Source organism: Massilia sp. SYSU DXS3249, from assembly GCF_053668055.1.
Genome location: NZ_JBSIPX010000020.1, coordinates 38,166 through 57,299, shown reverse-complemented (window position 1 = coordinate 57,299; position 19,134 = coordinate 38,166). Strand labels below are relative to the sequence as shown.

12 protein-coding genes are annotated in these 19,134 nt (G+C 67.5%); 8 read left to right on the top strand and 4 right to left on the bottom strand.

Translation table 11 applies throughout. The features are described from left to right. Positions 1 to 43 precede the first annotated feature (43 nt). The 7 genes from ACWCIA_RS19740 (at position 44) to ACWCIA_RS19710 (ending at position 9,016) form a co-directional block, all read left to right on the top strand. Positions 44 to 1,300: an FkbM family methyltransferase gene (locus ACWCIA_RS19740; protein ID WP_454166038.1), complete on the top strand. Its 1,257-nt coding sequence runs from the start codon at positions 44 to 46 to the stop codon at positions 1,298 to 1,300. Continuing rightward, complete coding sequence (locus ACWCIA_RS19735; protein ID WP_454166036.1) at positions 1,300 to 4,521, top strand: glycosyltransferase; 3,222 nt, start codon at positions 1,300 to 1,302, stop codon at positions 4,519 to 4,521. The genes ACWCIA_RS19740 and ACWCIA_RS19735 overlap by 1 nt, the downstream gene beginning before the upstream one ends. Further along, a complete protein-coding gene (locus tag ACWCIA_RS19730) occupies positions 4,518 to 5,963 on the top strand; it encodes a glycosyltransferase family 4 protein (RefSeq protein WP_454166034.1) in 1,446 nt (481 codons plus the stop codon). Before ACWCIA_RS19735 ends, ACWCIA_RS19730 begins: the two co-directional genes overlap by 4 nt. Positions 5,964 to 6,050: 87 nt before the next feature. Beyond that, positions 6,051 to 7,037 (top strand): glycosyltransferase family 2 protein, encoded by a 987-nt coding sequence (locus ACWCIA_RS19725; RefSeq protein ID WP_454166032.1) that lies wholly within the window; start codon positions 6,051 to 6,053, stop codon positions 7,035 to 7,037. After that, the gene (locus tag ACWCIA_RS19720; RefSeq protein WP_454166030.1) at positions 7,025 to 7,402 is read left to right on the top strand and encodes a GtrA family protein; all 378 of its coding nucleotides are present in this window, start codon (positions 7,025 to 7,027) and stop codon (positions 7,400 to 7,402) included. The genes ACWCIA_RS19725 and ACWCIA_RS19720 overlap by 13 nt, the downstream gene beginning before the upstream one ends. Next, the gene (locus ACWCIA_RS19715) at positions 7,402 to 8,253 is read left to right on the top strand and encodes a GNAT family N-acetyltransferase (protein WP_454166028.1); all 852 of its coding nucleotides are present in this window, start codon (positions 7,402 to 7,404) and stop codon (positions 8,251 to 8,253) included. The genes ACWCIA_RS19720 and ACWCIA_RS19715 overlap by 1 nt, the downstream gene beginning before the upstream one ends. Further along, positions 8,243 to 9,016, top strand: a complete 774-nt coding sequence (locus tag ACWCIA_RS19710) for a PIG-L deacetylase family protein (RefSeq protein WP_454166026.1) — start codon at positions 8,243 to 8,245, stop codon at positions 9,014 to 9,016. The genes ACWCIA_RS19715 and ACWCIA_RS19710 overlap by 11 nt, the downstream gene beginning before the upstream one ends. Positions 9,017 to 9,059: 43 nt before the next feature. On the opposite strand, the gene ACWCIA_RS19705 is transcribed toward ACWCIA_RS19710, so the two are convergent. The 4 genes from ACWCIA_RS19705 to ACWCIA_RS19690 are packed head-to-tail and all read right to left on the bottom strand — an operon-like array spanning position 9,060 to position 15,380. After that, positions 9,060 to 12,011: a glycosyltransferase gene (locus ACWCIA_RS19705; RefSeq protein WP_454166024.1), complete on the bottom strand. Its 2,952-nt coding sequence runs from the start codon at positions 12,009 to 12,011 to the stop codon at positions 9,060 to 9,062. A 9-nt stretch (positions 12,012 to 12,020) separates the two neighbouring features. After that, a complete protein-coding gene (locus ACWCIA_RS19700; RefSeq protein ID WP_454166023.1) occupies positions 12,021 to 12,284 on the bottom strand; it encodes a hypothetical protein in 264 nt (87 codons plus the stop codon). Positions 12,285 to 12,286: 2 nt separating this feature from the next. Next, positions 12,287 to 13,192 carry a sulfurtransferase gene (locus tag ACWCIA_RS19695; RefSeq protein WP_454166021.1) on the bottom strand — a complete coding sequence of 302 codons (906 nt, stop codon included), beginning with the start codon at positions 13,190 to 13,192 and terminating at the stop codon, positions 12,287 to 12,289. 34 nt (positions 13,193 to 13,226) lie between these two features. Then, complete coding sequence (locus ACWCIA_RS19690; RefSeq protein WP_454166019.1) at positions 13,227 to 15,380, bottom strand: glycosyltransferase family 4 protein; 2,154 nt, start codon at positions 15,378 to 15,380, stop codon at positions 13,227 to 13,229. A gap of 243 nt (positions 15,381 to 15,623) precedes the next feature. Between ACWCIA_RS19690 and dnaE the strand changes: the two genes are divergently transcribed. Further along, positions 15,624 to 19,121: a DNA polymerase III subunit alpha gene (gene dnaE / locus ACWCIA_RS19685; protein WP_454166017.1), complete on the top strand. Its 3,498-nt coding sequence runs from the start codon at positions 15,624 to 15,626 to the stop codon at positions 19,119 to 19,121. Positions 19,122 to 19,134: the final 13 nt, after the last annotated feature.

Below are 19,134 nucleotides of genomic sequence, written 5' to 3'. Positions count from 1 at the left end.
TTTCATGAGTTTTATTTCATACGCCCAAAATTTTGAAGACGTGATGCTCTGGCGTGCCCTCAAGCACGTCGAGCATGGCGTATATGTCGATGTCGGTGCCCAGCACCCCGTGGTCGATTCGGTCAGCAAGGCCTTCTACGAGCACGGATGGCGCGGCGTGCATGTCGAGCCGGTGCAGGCTTATGCCGACCTGCTTCGCCAGGACCGTCCGGACGACACCGTGCTACAGATGGCGCTGTCGGACAGCGAAGGCATCCTCGATCTGAACGTGATTCCCGAAACTGGCCTGAGCACGGCGATCGACGCCTATGCCGAGCGCTACCAGGCCGAACAAGGCTTTACGCACACCACGGTGAAGGTGCCGATGCTTACCCTGAAGAGCGCGTTGGAGTTCCTGGAAGGGAAGGACGTGCACTGGCTGAAGATAGACGTCGAAGGCCTCGAGGAAAAGGTCTTGCGCGGATGGGATCCAGCGCGCCTGCGGCCGTGGATCATGGTGATCGAAGCGACAGTGCCCACCACGACGCGAGTCGACTACGCGAGCTGGGAACCGCTGGTCACGGGCGCCGGCTACCGCTTCGTCTATTTCGACGGCCTGAATCGTTTCTATGTCGCCGACGAGCATCCCGAGCTGATGGCCGCCTTCTCCAGCCCGCCGAACGTGTTCGACAGCGTGCGCCTGAGCGGCTTGGCCAACTCCGAACTGTGCCGCGGTCTGATCGCGCACCACCAGGCCGAGCTGGCCCAGGCGAACGCCGATGGCGAACGGCTCGCCGCAACCGAGCGCGAGTTAGCCGACGAACGCGAGCTGAGCGGCCGCCTTGAGGCGGAAAGGGCCTCGCTGCGCGCCCGGCTCGACGCGCTGCAGGACGACACGGCGCGCCTGCACGCCCACATCGAATGGATGCAGGGCCAGCACGACACGGCGCTGGGCGAGACCGCCCGCCTGCATGCCCATATCGAATGGATGCAGCGGCAATCGGATACCGTGTCGCGCGAGCGCGAGCACCTTTCGGCCGAAGCCGGGTCGCTGCGCGCGCAGGTCGCGGCGCTCCAGGCCAGCACCTCCTGGCGCGTCACCGCCCCGATGCGTCGCGCCATCGACCTCGCACGCCGCATCAAGGGCCGCTTGCGCAGGATGGCCGGCCGGTCGGCGCCGGTCCCGATGCCGCAGGCAGCAACGCCCGTGCACGCGGCCCAGGCAGCGCAGCATGAAGAACAAGCCTTGCGCGAGCTGTCGCCGCGCGCCAACCGGATCCTCGCCGAAATTCACCAGGTCATCCACTCTAAGGCAGACTGATGCGTATTGTGATCGACATGCAGGGGGCGCAAGCCGAGCACCGGTTCGACCCGACTGGACGCTGCGCGCTGTCGCTGGTGCGCGCCATCGTGCGCCGGCGCGGCAGGCACGAAGTGGTGCTGGCCCTGAATGGCCTGTTCCCGGAAACCATCGAGCCGCTGCGCGCGGCCTTCGACGGTCTTCTGGCGCAGGAACACATCCGCGTCTGGCACACACCCGGCCCGCTGGCGGCGCGCATGCCCGCCAACGATGCGCGCCGCACGCTGGCCGAATCGGTGCGCGAAGCCTTCCTGGCCTGCCTGGGCGCGGACGTGGTACTGGTCACCAGCCCGTTCGAAGGCTATGCCGGCAATGGCGTCACCAGCATTGGCGACTTTGTGCAGCACCCGCCGGTGGCCGTACTGGTGCATGACCTGCGCCCGCTGCTCGATGCAGCGCCCGAGCCAGGCCGCGCCGCGCATCTCCGCGCCAAGTCCGGGGCGCTGCGGCAGGCCGCGCAACTGCTGGCCACGGATCCCGCCGTCGCACGCGATGCGGCCGGCCTGCTCGGCAGGGAGGCGCTCGACCTGTCGGCCGGACGCAATGCCGATACGCCGCCGGCCGGCTGGGATCATATGGCCGAACGCGCCCTGGCGGCGCTCGAGGCGCTGCATGCCGGCGCCGCGCCCAATAGCGCGCCGGCCTCCGCCGATGCGCTCCTCAAACAACTGATCGAGCGCGTCCCGCAGGCGCTCGGCACGCCGGCAAACGATGCAGAATTGCGCAGGTGGGCCCATGCATTGAGCCGCTTTCCGCAGGCGCCGGGAACGCGTCAGATGTTGGTGGACGTGTCCGAACTGGTCCAGCGCGACGCCCGCACCGGTGTGCAGCGCGTCACGCGCAGCATTCTGAGGGAGCTCCTCGACCATCCTCCGGCCGGCTATGAAGTATTGCCCGTGTATGTGACCGGCAGCAGCACCGGCTATCGCTACGCCCGCGCGTTCACGGCGCAGTTCCTGCAGAGCGCCCCGGCCGGCGCCGATGCCCCGATCGATTACCAGCCGGGCGACGTGTTCCTCGGCCTGGATCTGTTGCCGCAACTGGTCCCGCAGCACCGCCCGTTCCTGGAAGACATGCACCGCGACGGCGTGAAAGTGTTTTTCGTCGTGTACGACCTGTTGCCGGTCCTGATGCCCGAGCACTTCCCGCCGGGCACGGCGGACGGGCACGCCGCCTGGCTGCACGCCATCTCCGCTTTCGACGGTGCGGTCTGCATTTCGCGCGCGGTGGCGCAGGAACTGGCCACCTGGCAGCGCGCCCATGCAGCGCCGCGCCTGCTGCCTTTCGAGATCGCCTGGTTCCACCTCGGCGCGGACGTCAGTCGCTCGGTGCCTTCGCGCGGCCTGCCCGAGAACGCTGCCGACGTGCTGGCCCGCCTCGCGCGCTGCCCGACGCTGCTCGCGGTCGGCACTATCGAGCCGCGCAAGCAGTACGGGCAACTACTCGCCGCCTTCGAGCTGTTGTGGTCCCAGGACAACGACGTCAACTTGGTCATGGTCGGCAAGCAGGGCTGGATGGTGGACAAACTGGCGGTGCGCCTGCGCAGTCACCCGGAAGCCGGCAAGCGCCTGTTCTGGCTGGAAGGCGTCAGCGACGAATACCTGGAAAAAGTGTATGCCGCATCGAACGGCTTGGTTGCGGCGTCTGTGGGCGAAGGCTTCGGCCTGCCGCTGATCGAGGCGGCCCAGCACAAGCTGCCGATCATCGCGCGCGACCTGCCGGTGTTCCGCGAAGTCGGCGGCGACCGTGCCTTCTACTTCCGCGGCACCCAGCCTCAGGACCTCGCCGCAGCGCTCTCCGAATGGCTCGCACTCTACGCGGCCGGCGCCGCGCCGTCCCCGGACGGCCTGCCGTGGCTGACCTGGGCCGCCAGCGCGCGCCAGCTGATGCAGGTCGTGCTGGGCCTGGAAGGGCGTGCGACGCAGCTGCTGGCCCCGGCGCCGGCGGCGCGCCGCCGTCCGCGCATGCTGATGCTGGCGCCTTACCCGGTACGCCGCCCGCGCCACGGCGGCCAACTGCGTGCCGCCGCCATGGTCCGCGTGTACGAGGCGGCCGGATTCGACGTGCATCCGGTCGGCTTCTACCAGGCCGAGGCCTACGAGGCGGCCGACATCGGTCCTGACGATGTCGCCTTCCCGGGCGACAGTCCATTCCGCAATTACCGCGGCGTGCCGATGCCGGCGCTGTCCGACTTCCTGATGGGGCCATTCTCGGTCGCGTCCGACACGGTGTTCCGCCAGGTCGCCGGCGCGCTGCCGGGCCCGGTCGATGTAATCCAGATCGAACAGGCCTGGCTGTACCCGCTGGCACGCTGGCTGCAGCTCGAATCGCCTCTGTGCCGGGACGCCATGCTGGTCAATAGTTCGCACAACATCGAGGCGCCGATGAAGCGCGCGATCCTCGGGCAGCAGTACGAGCCGGCGCTGATCGAGCAGGCGGTCGCCGACATGGCGGCCATCGAAGCCGAGCTGGCGCGCGACGCGGCGCTGTCGCTCGCCGTGACGCGCGAGGACGCCGAGACTCTGCGCTCGTACGGCGCGCCGAGCGTGCTGCATGCTGCCAACGGGATCAGCCCCTGGCAGGCCGATCCCGAGCGCTGCGCCCGCTGGCGCGCGCGCCTGCCGCAGCAGCCTTGGCCGATCTTCATCGCCAGTGCCCATCCGCCGAATTACACGGGCTTTCTCGACGCGGTCGGCGATTCGCTCGCCTGCATCCCGGAAGGATCGAAGCTGGTCATCGCCGGCGGCGCCGGCCCCCATCTCGAGCGCGAGCTGGGCAAGTCGCGCTGGCGCGAATTGAACCTGTCGCGCCTGCAGGTGCTGGGCGTGCTCGACGACGCCGACCTGGCCGCCGTCAAGAGCCTGGCGCATGCCTTCCTGTTGCCCATCGGCGGCGGCGGGGGATCGAACATCAAGACCGCCGAAGCCCTGTATTCCGGGCGGCCAGTGGTCTGCACGCCGACCGCAATGCGCGGCTTCGAGCGCTTCGCCGGCCTGCCGGAAGTGCTGATTGCCGAGACGCCCGCGCAGTTCCAGGACAGCATCCGCAAGGTGCTCGAGTTGACGCCAGCGGCGCCCGCGGCCGTGGACGCGGTGCGCGCCAGCCTGACCTGGGACGCCTGCTTGGCCACCGTGCCGCGTGAAGTAGCGGCGCTGCTGGCGCAAGGGAAGGAGGGCGCATGACGATCTGGCTGGACGTGACCACCACCCGCGGCTGGAGCCGGCCGGCGCTCGGTATCGTGCGCGTGGAGGCGGAGACTGCGCGCCAGTTCCTGCACTCGGGCGATCCCGGCATCCGCTTCTGCCGCTTCGACCTCGACTACGATTCCTACTTCGAGGTCGGCCCTGAGGAGCTGGGCTTCGCACTGGCGCGGCTCGACGCCGGTGGCGAACACCATGCCCCGGCCGCAGCCGCAGTTCCTGCTGCCGCTCCGGCCGCGATCGCCGGAGCACCGGCTGTCCCGCCGGGATGGCGCCGCTGGGCGGCGCGCGGCATTGCCGTCCTGCCGGGCCCGCTGCAGGTGCCCGTGCGCGGGTTTGCCCGCAGCCGGCTCGATGGGCTGCGCGGCATGCGCGCAGCTGCGCGCGAACTGCGTCGCAGCGCCAGCCTGCTGTGGCGCGGTTCTTCGCCCGCCGCAACACAGGCGCCGGCCGCGCCCGCTGCCCCTGCCGCCCTCGTCAAGCCGGACATCCTGTTCGGCCCCGGCGACGTGTATGTCTCCCTCGGGCTGGACTGGGACCAGAAAAACCTGCCCTACCTGTACGAACTGAAGCAGCGGCTCGGGCTCAAGGTCCTGCTGATGTGTTACGACATCATCCCGATCCGGCTGCCGCACCTGTGCGTGGCCGATGTCGCCGCCAAGTTCTCGCGCTACTTCCTTGACGTCGCGCGCTGCGCCGACCGCATCGTCTGCATCTCGGAATACTCGCGCGCCGACCTGCGCAAGTTCCTCGAAGCCTCGCAGGTCCCGGTGCCCGAACTTGGCGTGGTCCGGCTCGGCTGCGAGATCGCCAGTGCGGGCGCCGCGCCGCCATCGGCCCAGGTCGCCGACGTGCTCGGACGCCGTTTCGTCCTGTTCGTCTCGACCATCGAGCGCCGCAAGAACCACGAAACGCTGTACCGGGCCTATACCAGGCTGGTCGATGCGGGCATGACCGGCCTGCCGCTGCTGGTCTTCGTCGGAATGGCCGGCTGGGGCATGAACGACCTGATGTCGGACCTGAAGCTGGATCCGCGCATTCGTCCCTACCTGCGCATCCTGAACAACGTATCCGACGGCGACCTGGCGCGCCTCTACGAGCAGGCCTATTTCACCGCCTATCCGTCGCTGTACGAGGGCTGGGGCCTGCCGGTGGCCGAAAGCCTGGCGTATGGCAAATTCTGCCTGGCATCGTCGGCGGCATCGATCCCGGAAGCGGGGGGCGAGCTGATCGAATACGTGGACCCTTGGGACGTGCCGCGCTGGGCCGAGCGCCTGCGCTGGTACATCGAGCATCCGCAGGACGTGGCGCAGCGCGAAGCCGCAATCCGGGCCAGTTACCGCCCGGCCAGTTGGCGCGACACGGGCGCTTCGCTGGTCGCTGCGGCCCATGCGCTGCGCCTGGGCCAGCCGGTCGAGGCCTAGGCGCGGTCGCGCCTGGACCGGCTTTCCGGATTGGCATTTGCCCCTTATTCAGCAATAATAATCGCTCTCTTGTACAGGTATATCAGTATGAATCCCCAGGACGCCATCGCCGTCGTCATTCCCAGTTACCGCGTGACTCGGCATATCCTTGGTGTGATTGCAGGGATCGGCCCGGAAGTGAGCCGCATTTATGTCGTTGACGACAAATGTCCGGACGGTTCCGGCGCACTGGTGCGCGGCAGCTGTACCGACCCGCGGGTGCGCGTGATCGAGCATGTCCAGAACCAGGGCGTCGGCGGTGCCGTCATGACCGGCTACCAGGCCGCGATCGACGAAGGCATGGAGGTCATCGTCAAGGTCGATGGCGACGGCCAGATGGACCCGCGCCTGATCCCGCAATTCATTGCGCCGATCCTGCGCGGCGAGGCCGACTACGCCAAGGGCAACCGCTTCTTCGACCTCGAGCAGATTGGCGCCATGCCGCCGCTGCGCCTGTTCGGCAATGCTGTGCTGTCGCTGATGACCAAGCTGTCTTCCGGCTACTGGGACCTGTTCGACCCGACCAACGGCTACACGGCGATCCATGCGGATGCGGCACGCCACCTGCCGTTCAACAAGATCAGCCGTCGCTACTTCTTCGAAACGGACATACTGTTTCGTCTCAATACTCTGCAGGCGGTGGTGGTCGACGTGCCGATGGACGCCAGCTACGGCGACGAAGTGAGCAACCTGAAGATTTCCAAGATCGTTACCGAATTCCTCCTCAAGCACATCCGTAACTTCGGCAAGCGCATCTTCTACAATTACTACCTGCGCAATATGTCGCTGGCCTCGATCGAGCTGCCGCTGGGCGTGACGCTGTTCGTGCTGGGATCGGTGTACGGCGTGGCCAACTGGATCGAGTCCGCGCGCGCCGGCGTGGAAACGCCGGCAGGGACCGTCATGATGGCGGCGCTGCCGATGTTGATGGGTATGCAGCTGGTGCTGGCTTTCCTGTCGAACGATATTGCGTCGGTGCCAAAGCGGCCGCTGCACAAGAAAACCCGTCCCTGGCGCCGGTTATGCGGCGACTGAGCTGGCCCGGGCCGCAGTTCCTGGTATTCGTCGCCGGCGGCTGCCTGAGCGCGCTGGTCGATATCGGCCTGCTGCAGCTGCTGGTTTATCAAGGCGTGGCGCCGCTGCAGGCGACGTCGGCCGGATTCATTGCGGGCCTGGCCGTCAACTATGCCTTTCACGCGAAAGTCACCTTCAACAACGTGACCACGCTTCGCACGCTGTCGCGTTTCCTGTGCGTCGTGGGCCTGAACTACCTGCTGACGCTCGGCCTGGTGGCCCTGTCGGTCGCGCTCGTCGAGCAGCCCCTGGTGGGCAAGCTGGCGTCATTGCCGCTGGTGGCGGTGAACGGTTTCTTCCTGAGTAAACATTGGATATTCAAGTGATGCGATTCGCGCCCATCGAGTTCGACGACGCGGCACTGGCCCGGTACAGCGCCCTGTTTGCCGCCTGTTTCCCCGATTCCGGGAAGTTTACGCGGGATTACCTGGCGTGGCTGTACGTGCACAATCCCGACGGCCGCGCCTTCGGTTTCGACGCCTGGGAAGGCAATGTATTGGCTGCCCATTACGTGTGCATCCCGGCGCAGGCGAGCATCGAGAGGCGCCCCGTGCGCGTCCTGCTGTCGCTCAACACCGCCACCCATCCCCAGTTCCAGGGCCAGGGCCTGTTCACGAAGCTGGCCGCGATGACCTACGAAGCGGCGGCCGTCGCTGGCTATGCCGGCGTATACGGCGTCGCCAACGCCAACAGCACCCCGGGCTTCGTGCGCAAACTCGGCTTCCAGCTGGTCAGGCCGCTGGAGGCGCTGGTCGGCGTCGGCGGCATCGGCAGGGCCGGCCCGGCGGCTGGCCAGGCGCCAGCCTTCGAACGGGTATGGAGCCAGGCCGCGCTCGAGTGGCGCTGCGCCAGTCCGTCCAACCCGGTGCGCTGCCGCCGCGGCGGCAGCGGCTGGCAGTTCCATGCGCCGGCCTTCGGTCCCTGGATCCACGCGTATGCGCAACTGGCGCTGCCGGCCACGATCAGCCTGGCGCCGACGGGCGCTCCGGCCAGCCCCTTGCGTCTGTACCTCGGCCTGATGCCTGACGTAGAGCGGCGCGTGGGCGGCTATGCCGCGATTCCGAAGCGCCTGAGGCCGTCGCCGCTGAACCTGATTTACCGGTCGCTGCCAGACCCGGGTACGGTGCTGGACCCGGCGCGCATCCGCTTCTCGTTCCTCGACTTCGATGCCTATTGAGCCGCAACACGGCGCACCTGTCGATCTGTTCCTGTTTGCCCACCAGGACGACGAGTTCGGCGTGTTCCACGCGATCGACGAATGCCGGCGGCAGGGCCGCAGGGCCGCCTGCGCCTACCTCACGCGCGGCGTGAACGGCCTTGCGGCGCGCCGCAACGCGGAGTCGCTGCAGGTGCTGGGAAAGCTCGGCGTGGACCCGCGCGACGTCGTGTTTGCGGGCGACCTGCTCGCCATCGACGACGCGCAGCTGCACCTGTCGCTCGACGCCGCCGGGGAGTGGATCGACGAATGGATCGGCTCCTTCGGCGCGATTGGACGAATCTACGTGACGGCCTGGGAGGGCGGGCACCACGATCACGACGCACTGCATGCGCTGACGGTGCGTGCGGCGCACCGGCGCGCCCTGCTGCCGAAGGTGCGCCAGTTCGCGCTGTATAACCACAAGGGATGCCCCGGTCCCCTGTTCCGGGTGCTGTCGCCGCTGGCAGCGAACGGCCCGGTGGAGTTAAAGGCCATTGAGTGGGGGAGGCGCCTGACCTACCTGCGCCTGTGCCTGGAATATCCCTCTCAGCGCACGACGTGGATCGGCCTATTCCCCTTCGTGCTGCTGCACTACCTGCTCGACGGCAGGCAGGCACTGCAGGCAGTCAGCACGGAGCGCCTGGAACACAGGCCCCATCCGGGCAAGCTGTATTATGAACAGCGCAGGTTCTTCGACTGGGAGCGCATGCGGGACGCGCTGCTGCGTTGGCAGGCGCACTAGACACAGCGTCTGCGGCGGCCGCACCCGTCTTCCAGTGCGGCGTTCAGGCCACGCAATCGGGGCCGCCGACGGCCAACAGGGCGGCAAGCCGCTCGCCCGTATCCGCATCGGAGCCGGTCGCCAGTCGGCCAGCCTCTATCCCGCGCGCCAGCCATTTTTCGGGCATCACCGCCGCCGGCCCCTTGCCGAGCGTCACGAGCACATCTCCGGCTTTGGCATCGGCCACCCCATCCTCGATCTGCAAGTCCGGACGGTCGATCAGGTCAAGGGCAAAGCGCCGCGCGTAGCGGTAGCGGGTGCCATCGTGGCGCACCGGCTCGATGCGCCAGCCGTCCGGCACCTGCTCGATCATGGCGCGCAACAGTTCATGTTCCGGCGTAGCGGCGGCGTCGCCGAGGATGCTGACGTCCACCAGCACCTGGCGCGCGCAGAGGCGCGGTCGGTTGGCGGCGATCGCCGCTGCGGCCTGCAGCAAATCCGGATCGGGGACTTCGGTATCCGTGGCCACGATTGCCCGGATCAGGCCCTGCTCAGCCTGGCCAGCGCCGGCGCGCGCGAAGTGTTCGACCGCATCGCGGTACAGTCCGGCGATGCGGGCCTGGGAGTGGGTTGCCGCCATATAGGCAGAGGCGTCGCCGCGCAGGCGTGTGCGCAGCGCGGCGTCGCCATGCAGGCGCTCGATGGCGGCGCGCAGCGCCTCCTGGCCGAAGGCGTCGGCAAGACGCAGGCAAACTTGTTCCGGTATTTCGGCGGCTGAGCCATGGGCGTTGACGATGACCGGCAGGCCGTAGGACAGGCAGTCAAACACCGCGCCCGAGGTCTCCCCGCGCGAGCCAGCGCGCAACTGCACGGCCGCATCGGCCGCGGCCAGGTAGCGCCGGTAGAGCGCAGTGCTGGCATAGCCCGTGACCGAGATGCGCGGGTGGGCCGCGATGCGGTCGCGTAGCGCCATGCCGAAGCGCCCGGCGGCGATTTCCCCGACGAACACCAGGTGGCAGTGCGGATCGTGCGCCAGGCTGCTGTCGAGCCAGGCCTCGACCAGCCGGTCGTTGCACTTCGGCGCAGACAGGATGCCGAACGAGCAGACAACGAAGTCGTCCGCGCCGAATCCCAGTTCCTGACGCACTAGCGCGCGGTCCGCCGTGTCCGCGCCGGGGCGCAGGCAAACCAGCGGGAGCACGCGCCAGTCGGCCGAGAAGCCCGGGCCGTACCAGCGCTCGGCCAGCTGCGCCGAATGGGCCGAGTGCACGATCACGCCGGTAGCGCGGTCGAGTACTGCCTTGTTGCTCGGGTAGGTCATGACGGAGGCTGTGCGGCCCTCGTCCTTCTCTTCCTTGAGCGGGCCGTAGCCATGCGCCAGGTACAGCGAGCGGCAGTAATGGTTGGGCAGGTGATGGTTCGCTTCGGCATGGTTGAGAACGCCGCTCAGGTAGAAATCGTGCAGCACGACTACACCCGGATGGCGCTCGAGCAGGCCGAACATGTGTGCGTGAAATTCGGAATTGCCGAACTGATAGATAACGTGGTCGAACGCGTGGGCGTTGGCGTCGAACCATTCGCTCGAACGCTGCGGGAAGTGCGTGAGGGCAGGGTCGTCGACGCCCTCCTGCGCCAGCACCAGTTCGATCTCATAGTACTGCGCCAGTTCCGGCAGCAAGTCGGCGCTATAGGCGGCGATGCCCGAGCGCGTCGGCGGCAATGGCGAGACGTAGGCCAGACGCGGCTTGCATGCCGGTAGCGAGGCAACCGCCACGCTCGCGCTGTGCGATGCGAGGCGACGCTGGTGTGCTTCCTCGAACGCCGCAATGGCACGCTGCGCGCTGGCATCCCAGGAGAAGCGTTGTGCCTGGACCAGGCCCCAGGCACGTAGCTCGGCCTGGCGTGCCGGATCGCCCAGCACCGCCGCCATGGCGGCACTGATAGCGGCAACGCTGGTCGGGTCAAACATGGCGTCGGCGCGTCCAATCACTTCCGGAATGCTGCTGGTGTTCGAGCCAATCACCGGAGCGCCACAGGCCATCGCCTCCAGCGCAGGCAAACCAAAACCTTCGTGCAGCGAAGGGAACACGAAGAGCGAAGTGCAGTTGTACAGTGCGACCAGGTCGTCGTCCGACACGAAGCCGGTCAGCACCAGGTCCTCCTTTGGGAGATTGAACCTGGCTGCCAGCCGCTCCAGGCGGAAGCGGTCGGGGTCCTGGATGCTGCAGACCACGGCCAGCTGGTACTGTCGGCGCAACGGGGCGGGCAACGCCGCATAAGCTTCGATCAGACCTTCGATATTTTTCCGGTAATCGATGCCGCCGGTGTACATGATGAAGTCGCTCTTGATGCCGTGGCGCGCCAGCAGCGCGGCACGCTCTTCGGGCGTCATTGTGCGCGGACGGAAGATGGCGTCAACAGCCGACGAGATGTTCGCCACGCGCTGCGGCGGCAACTGTAACAGCTCGATCCCTTCTTTACGCGCCGAACCGGAGATGGCCAGCAGCAGGCCGGCTTGCTTCAGCTGTTCGAGCTTGCGGTAGTACCAGGCAGCCACGTTCGGGTCGCCCAGGTAGCGCTCCTTGCGCATCAGCGGAATCAGGTCGTATAGCGTGACGGCGGTATCGAAACGCTTTTCCGCCCGGGGCACGGAGGCTACCACGTTGTCGCCCAGGCCCTCGAACAGGCTGGCGACGTGCACGATGTCGGGACGCAGGCCAGCCAGATAGTGTTCGCGGATGCGTTCCGAGGTGCGGATGCGCCATGCGTTGCGCTGGTCAACTTCCCCGACCGGCACTGGCGTGACGAAGGTCGAGATGTGTGACTGCGGGAGAAGGCCGTCGAAAGCCTTGCGGATCGTGGCGACGCTGTCCGGATAGTCCTCGTTGAGGACGATGCGCAGCTCATGCCCGCCGCTGTTGCGCGCCATGGCCAGCGCCAGCGCCATCGAATAGCGGCCGATGCCGCGGTGCATGCTGGAAGCCTGGCAGGCCTGCAGGTCGAGGATGATGCGCATGGGGGAGCTTTACTGTGTACGGGTATGGTCGATGGCTCGGCGCAGGTCGCCCAGCACCTGGCGCGCGCTATCGGTCAGATCGGCCTCGTCGGAGAGCAGGACGGGCAAGGTCTGCCAATCGGCCCGGCGCGAGTGTGCAACGGCCGCGCGCACCCGGCCGGCGAGCCCGGGGAAACGGTAGATCTGGCGGCGCAGGAAATCGTCCAGGCGGGGGCGCGCCACGACGAAGGCTACGACGCGCAACGCGGCTTTCTTGACGACCTGGCGCACCATGCTCAAGCTTGTGCCGGCTGGTCCGCGCAGTGCGGGCACGACACCCCATACACGTACTGCGGCGAGAGCTGCTCGCGCGGCGTGACCACGGCGCGGCAGGCGAAGCACTGGGTGGTGACGGTTGGCTCGAGCTTCGGGTTGAGCGCGGTACGGTAGTCGAACACGAAGCAGTCGCCCGTGTAATGGGCGCCGCCGACGTCCTCGAAATACTTGAGGATGCCGCCCTCTAACTGGTAGACGTTGTCGTAGCCGATGTTCTGCATGTGGATCGCCGCCTTTTCGCAGCGGATGCCGCCGGTGCAGAAGGTGACCACGGTCTTGCCGGCGAAGTCGTCCTTGTGGGCGGCGATCACTTCCGGGAACTCGGTGAACTTGGCGATGCGGTAGTCGACCGTGTTGTCGAAGGTGCCGACGTCGACCTCGAAGTCGTTGCGGGTGTCGACCATCACGACCGGCTTGCCGGCGTCGTCATGGCCCTGGTCGAGCCAGCGCTTGAGGGTGGCCGGGTCGACCGAGGGCGCGCGGCCCAGTTCCGGTTTGATCAGCGGCATGCGCATGGTGATGATTTCGCTCTTGATCTTCACCAGCATGCGCTTGTGCGACTGCTCGTCCGAGTAGCTGTACTTGACCTCGATGTCGGCGAAGCGCGGATCGGCGCGCAGCCAGTCGAGATAGCGCTCGATGTCCGCCGGGAGGCCCGACAGGAACATGTTGATGCCTTCCGGCGTGAGCAGGATCGTGCCCTTCAGGTTCAGTTCCGCGCACAGGGCCTGGAACTGCGGGCGCATTTCCTCGGTGTTCTCGAACGTGATGAACTTGTAGGCGGCGATGTTGACGTAGCGCCCCGCGCCTGCCTGCGTGCTGGCGACGCCGCTGGCGTCCGCCGAATGATGGGTGGTGGTTTGCATGATTGCTAAGAGAATCAATTCTGGTCGACCGCTATTATAAGCCGTCGGGCTCGTGCGGGACCGTGGCGGCCGGCCCGGCGCCGCCCGCGGCGGCCAATCCGGCCATCAACTGTTGTGCAATCGCCTCCGAGCGGCAGATCACCCCGTCGGCGCCGGCGGCCGCGCGCAGGGCGGCGCCTTCGAGCGGCGCGCGCGCCAGCAGTGTCACCCGCGCGCCGCGCGCCTGCCAGGCCGCCAGCAGGCCGGCTTCCAGCAACTGCGCGACGGCCGGCGCGGCGGCGTCCGCGCACCAGGTGTCGCCGGCGCGCACGTCGATCACCGGCTCGGGCTGCGCCGGCCAGCCCAGGCCGAGCAGGCGCCCGGCCGCATTGCGCGCCTGGCGCAGGCAGGGCGCGTCTGCGGCGGTGTCGAGGAAGACCGGTTCGATGCACAGGCCAGGGTGTTCCTGCGCCAGCAGCGCCACGAGCTGGGCATCCGGCGCGGCGCCGAGGTCGAGCAGCAGCCGGCGGCGCGCGCCGGTTTCGTCCTGCGCCAGGCTGGCGGCCAGGCGCTGCAGGGCGTCGTCGTCGCTAGGGGCGGCCTGCGCCAGCGCCGCGCGCCAGGCCGCGTGCTGCGCCTGCGTGGCGGCGCGGGCGCGTTCGAGAGTGTCGAGATACAGGCCGGCGCAGCGGGCCGGGCGGAACTGGGCGTCGAGCAGGGCCACCGCGCCTTCTCCGAGCGCCTGGCGCCGCGCCGGATCGTGGCGCAGGGTTTCCAGGGCTTGAGTCAACTCGGCGACCTCGAAGGCGTCAGGCAGGGACCATACCGCGCCGGCGGGGAATTCGGCCATCGAGCCGTTCGCGTTGACGATCGTCGGCAAGCCATGGTTCATCGCGTCGAGGACCGCACCCGAGCTTTCGCCGCGCGCGTTGGTGCGCAGCTGCACGCCGAGGTCGGCCGCTTGCAGGTAGTGGCGGTAGGCCGCGTCGTCGAGCCAGCCGGCAATGCGGATGTTTGCGTCCGGCCCGGCGCGCCGGATCAGGGCCTCGACCTCGACCCCGTAGGGGCTGTCGTGGTTGGCGCCGGCCAGCACCAGGGCGCAGTGCGGATCGGCGTGCAGGGAGGAGGCGATCCAGGCGCGCAGCAGCTCGTGGGTCAACTTGTTGGGCGCGATGAAGCCGAAGCTGCAGACCAGGAAGCAGTCCTCGGGAATGCCGAGCGCGGCGCGCGCGGCGGCGCGGTCGACCGTCGTCGGCGCACTGCGCGGATGGGGGATGACGTCGATCGTGCGCGCAAGCTCGGCGCCGAACCAGTCGGCCGCGAGCTGGCGCGCGTGGCGCGAATGGACGATGGTCCGGGTCGCGTTTTCCAGGGCCGGCAGGCTGCACGGCCAGTCGCGGTGCGCGTGGCCGCCGGCGCCTCCGGCCTGGCTGGAGCGCACGGCGGCATAGCCGTGCGAGTGGAGCAGCGCCTCGTCCCAGGCATGTAGGTCGGCGCCGCTCATCTGGGCGTGCAGCAGGGCGCCGCCGACGAAGAAGTCGTGCAGCACGACGACACCTGGGAAGCGCGCCAGGAGAGGGAACATGTGGCTGTGGAAGGGGCTATTGCCGATCTGGTAGAGCACCTGGTCGTAGCGGTCGCCATATTCGGCGAACCAGCCGGCCTGGCGCACCGGAAGGTGGCCGAGCGCCGGTGGCAGGACCACGTCCGGCTGGGCGACGACGAGTTCGATGTCGAAGTGGGGCGACAGTTCCGCCAGCAGTTCGACGGCATAAGTAGCCACCCCGGTGCGTTCCGGCGGCAGGGGCGAGACGAAGGCCAGCCGCGGCCTGGCGCCATCGCGCACCGGTGTGTCGCGCAGGCCGCGTAGCGTGCGCAGGATTGCCTGCGCACGGGGCGAGAGCGTACCGGCCGCGGCGCGCGGCGCCGGGACGGCGGCGCCCCCGGAAGCCATCATCATCCGGTAGGCGCGTGCATACAGGGCCGGCGAGCGCTTCAGGATGCGCAGCGCCAGCTGGCGCACCTGCGGGCGGCGCAGCACGGCGCGGGCGAGCAGCATCAGCGGCCCGGCGAGGCGGCGCAGCGGGCGCGCACCAGCAGCCGGCTTGGCCGGCGCAAGGGCCGGGCCGGATGCGGGCGGCAGGACGGCGATGGCCGGCCGGCCCGGTTCCGGCTGCGCCAGCAGCAGGTCCAGCAGGGACGGGGGCATCGGGCTCATCTGGGCAGGCGCGCGGTGGGGCGGAAACAGGTCATCGTCGGGGCCGAAGTGGAAGCAGCAGTGGAAGCAGAAACGGAAGCGATGCGCAGGCCGGAACGGCTTGAACGCAGTGGACAGTATTATAAGATGGCGCAGGCAGGAAGCGTCTCCAGGCTGCCTGAGGGGTGCGTGTTGTCTTGTTGCAACTGCGCCTGCCGGCGGCGCCGATGAGCCGCCGGCAGGTTAAAATACGGTATGACTTCCCCGACTTTCACCCACCTGCGCGTCCACTCCGAATACTCGATCGTGGACGGCCTGGTGCGCATCGACGACCTGGTCGGCGCCGCCGCCAAGGACAAGCAACCGGCGCTCGCCGTCACCGACCTCGCCAACATGTTCTGCATGGTGCGCTTCTACAAGGCGGCGCGCGGCAAGGGGATCAAGCCGATCGTCGGGGTCGATGCCTGGATCACCAACGACGACAACCGCGACAAGCCCTCGCGCCTGCTGATCCTGGCGAAGAACCGCACCGGCTACCTGCAGCTGTGCGACCTGCTGTCGAAGGCCTGGCTCACCAATCAATATAAAGGCCGGGCCGAGATCCGCGTCGAGTGGCTGGAAGCATTAGCTACTTCTGTCTCCACTTTGGAGCCGGAAGTCAATCAGGCGAATGCCCTGATCGTGCTCTCGGGCGCGTGTTTTGGCGACGTCGGCCAGGCGATCGACAACGGCGACATCGAGCGCGCCGAGCGCAATGCGCAGCGCTGGGCCAGCATCTTCCCGGGCCACTTCTACATCGAGATTCAGCGCGCCGGCGCCTCCAACCAGGAGCAGGCGGTGCGCCACTCGGTGGCGCTGGCCGGGCGCCTCGGGCTGCCGGTGGTGGCGACCCACCCGGTGCAGTTCATCAGCAAGGACGAATTCATCGCCCACGAGGCGCGCACCTGTATCGCCGAGGGCGAAATGCTGGCCAACGCCAAGCGCGTGCGCCGCTTCAACGACGAGATGTGCTTCAAGTCGCAGGCCGAGATGGCCGAGCTGTTCAAGGACCTGCCCGGCGCGCTCGCCAATTCTGTCGAAATCGCGAAACGCTGCAACGTCGTGCTCACGCTGGGCAAGCCGCAGCTGCCGGACTTCCCGACTCCGCCGGGCATGACCATCGACGAGTTCCTCGTCGCCGAAACCAAGAAGGGCCTGGAAGAGCGCCTCGAGCAGCTGTTCCCCGATCCGGTAAAACGCGAGGCCGAGCGCCCGCGCTACGAGGCGCGGCTGGAATTCGAGAACCAGACCATCATCAAGATGAAGTTCCCTGGCTACTTCCTGATCGTTGCGGAGTTCATCCAGTGGGGCAAGAACAACGGCGTGCCGATCGGCCCCGGCCGCGGTTCGGGTGCGGGTTCGCTGGTGGCGTATGCGCTCAAGATCACCGACCTCGATCCGCTGAAATACAACCTGCTGTTCGAGCGCTTCCTGAACCCGGAACGCGTCTCGATGCCCGACTTCGACATCGACTTCTGCCAGGAAAAGCGCGAACTGGTGATCCAGCACGTGAAGGACTTGTACGGGCGCGACGCGGTCTCGCAGATCGCCACCTTCGGTACCATGGCGGCCAAGGGCGCGATCCGCGACGTCGGCCGCGTGCTCGACTACGGCTACAACTTCTGCGACGGCATCTCCAAGCTGATCCCGTTCAAGCCCGGCAAGCCGGTCTCGATCGCGGAGGCGATCGAAGAGGAGCCGCTGCTCAAGGAGCGCCTCGAGAACGAGGAAGAAGTCAAACAGGTGCTGGAGCTGGCGCAGCAGGTCGAGGGCATCACCCGTAACATCGGCATGCACGCCGGCGGCGTGCTGATCGCGCCGGGCAAACTCACCGACTTCTGCCCGCTGTACACCCAGGGCGGCGACGCCGGCGTGGTCTCGCAGTACGACAAGGACGACGTCGAAGCCGTCGGCCTGGTCAAGTTCGACTTCCTGGGCCTGACCACGCTGACCATCCTCGACCGCGCCGTGAACTACATCCGCGCCCTCGATCCGGTGGACGCCGAATTCAACCTCGAGACGCTGCCGCTGAACGACCGGCCGTCCTATAAGCTGCTGTCGGATGCGAAGACGGTCGCGATCTTCCAGCTGGAGTCGCGCGGCATGCAGGGCATGCTGAAGGATGCGCGTCCCGACCGCTTCGAGGACATCATCGCGCTCGTGGCGCTGTACCGTCCGGGCCCGATGGACCTGATCCCCGACTTCTGCAAGCGCAAGCACGGCGAGAAATTCGATTATCCGGACCCGCGCACCGAGTCCATCCTGTCCGAGACCTACGGCATCATGGTCTACCAGGAGCAGGTCATGCAGATGGCGCAGATCGTCGGCGGCTACTCGCTGGGCGGCGCCGACATGCTGCGCCGCGCGATGGGCAAGAAGAAGGCCGAAGAGATGGCCGAGCACCGCGAGATCTTCCGCGCCGGTGCGGCGAAAGACGGCCTGTCGACCGAAAAGGCCGACGAGATCTTCGACCTGATGGAGAAGTTCGCGGGCTACGGCTTCAATAAATCCCACGCCGCGGCGTACGCGCTGCTGTCCTACCATACCGCCTACCTGAAAGTGCACCACACGGCCGCCTTCATGGCAGCCAACATGTCGCTGGCGATGGAAGACACGGACAAGATCAAGATCCTCGTCGAGGACGCGATCGACGTCTGCAAGCTGACGCTGCTGCCGCCGGACGTCAACGAATCGCAGTTCCGCTTCACGCCGGAAGGGCAGCCGAAGTCGGTCACGGGCAAGCAGGTGTCCAACATCCGCTATGGCCTGGGCGGCGTGAAAGGCGCCGGCCAGGGCGCGATCGAGGCGATCATCGCGGCACGGAAGGAAGGCGGCAAGTTCAAGGACCTGTTCGACTTCTGCAAGCGCGTCGACCGCAAGCAGATCAACCGCCGCACGATCGAATCGCTGATCCGCGCCGGCGCCATGGACTGCTTCGGCGTCGACCGCGCCATCCTGCTGGCCTCGGTGACTTTTGCAATGGAAGTGGCGGGCCAGGAAGCGGCGGCCGCGAACCAGGTCAGCCTGTTCGGCGGCGACGACTCCGACCTGGTCGCCCCGCCCGAGTACGTGAAGGCGACGCCCTGGACCGACCGCCAGAAGCTGGCCGAGGAAAAAATCGCGCTCGGCTACTACCTGTCGGGCCACATGTTCGACTCCTACGCCCAGGAAGTGCGGCGCTTCGCCAAGACGAAACTGAAGGACCTGGAACCCTCGCGCGACCCGCGCATGCTGTGCGGCGTGATCACCGGCGTGCGCACGCAAATGACCCAGCGCGGCAAGATCCTGATCGTCGCGCTCGACGACAAGACCGGCGTGGTCGAGGTCACGGTCTACAACGAGGTGTTCGAGGCCAACAAGAACATCTTCAAGGAAGACGAGTTCCTGATGGTGGTGGGTAAAGTGTCGGAAGACCGCTTCAACGGCGGGCTGCGCATCACGGCCGAAAAAGTGTTCGACATCGCCGCCTCGCGCATCCACTACGGCCACAAGCTGGAGATGGACGTCGCCTGCACCATCAGCCCGGCCAAGATGGCCGAGGTGCTGACGCCGTACCGCCACGCGGACGGTCTGCCGGTCAGCCTGCGCATCAAGCCGCAAGGCGTCGAGTGCACGCTGCAGCTGGGCGACGAATGGCGCGTGGCGCCGTCGGATGCGCTCAAGCTGGCGCTGGAGCTGACGCTGGGGGCGAAGGACGTGGCGGTCGAGTATTAAGCCGGTCGGGCTG

Coding starts and splice junctions, on each gene's coding strand:
- ACWCIA_RS19740 (WP_454166038.1), top strand. CDS start 44: ATGCTCTGGCGTGCCCTCAAGCACGTCGAGCATGGCGTATATGTCGAT.
- ACWCIA_RS19735 (WP_454166036.1), top strand. CDS start 1,300: ATGCGTATTGTGATCGACATGCAGGGGGCGCAAGCCGAGCACCGGTTC.
- ACWCIA_RS19730 (WP_454166034.1), top strand. CDS start 4,518: ATGACGATCTGGCTGGACGTGACCACCACCCGCGGCTGGAGCCGGCCG.
- ACWCIA_RS19725 (WP_454166032.1), top strand. CDS start 6,051: ATGAATCCCCAGGACGCCATCGCCGTCGTCATTCCCAGTTACCGCGTG.
- ACWCIA_RS19720 (WP_454166030.1), top strand. CDS start 7,025: ATGCGGCGACTGAGCTGGCCCGGGCCGCAGTTCCTGGTATTCGTCGCC.
- ACWCIA_RS19715 (WP_454166028.1), top strand. CDS start 7,402: ATGCGATTCGCGCCCATCGAGTTCGACGACGCGGCACTGGCCCGGTAC.
- ACWCIA_RS19710 (WP_454166026.1), top strand. CDS start 8,243: ATGCCTATTGAGCCGCAACACGGCGCACCTGTCGATCTGTTCCTGTTT.
- ACWCIA_RS19705 (WP_454166024.1), bottom strand. CDS start 12,011: ATGCGCATCATCCTCGACCTGCAGGCCTGCCAGGCTTCCAGCATGCAC.
- ACWCIA_RS19700 (WP_454166023.1), bottom strand. CDS start 12,284: ATGGTGCGCCAGGTCGTCAAGAAAGCCGCGTTGCGCGTCGTAGCCTTC.
- ACWCIA_RS19695 (WP_454166021.1), bottom strand. CDS start 13,192: ATGCAAACCACCACCCATCATTCGGCGGACGCCAGCGGCGTCGCCAGC.
- ACWCIA_RS19690 (WP_454166019.1), bottom strand. CDS start 15,380: ATGCCCCCGTCCCTGCTGGACCTGCTGCTGGCGCAGCCGGAACCGGGC.
- dnaE (WP_454166017.1), top strand. CDS start 15,624: ATGACTTCCCCGACTTTCACCCACCTGCGCGTCCACTCCGAATACTCG.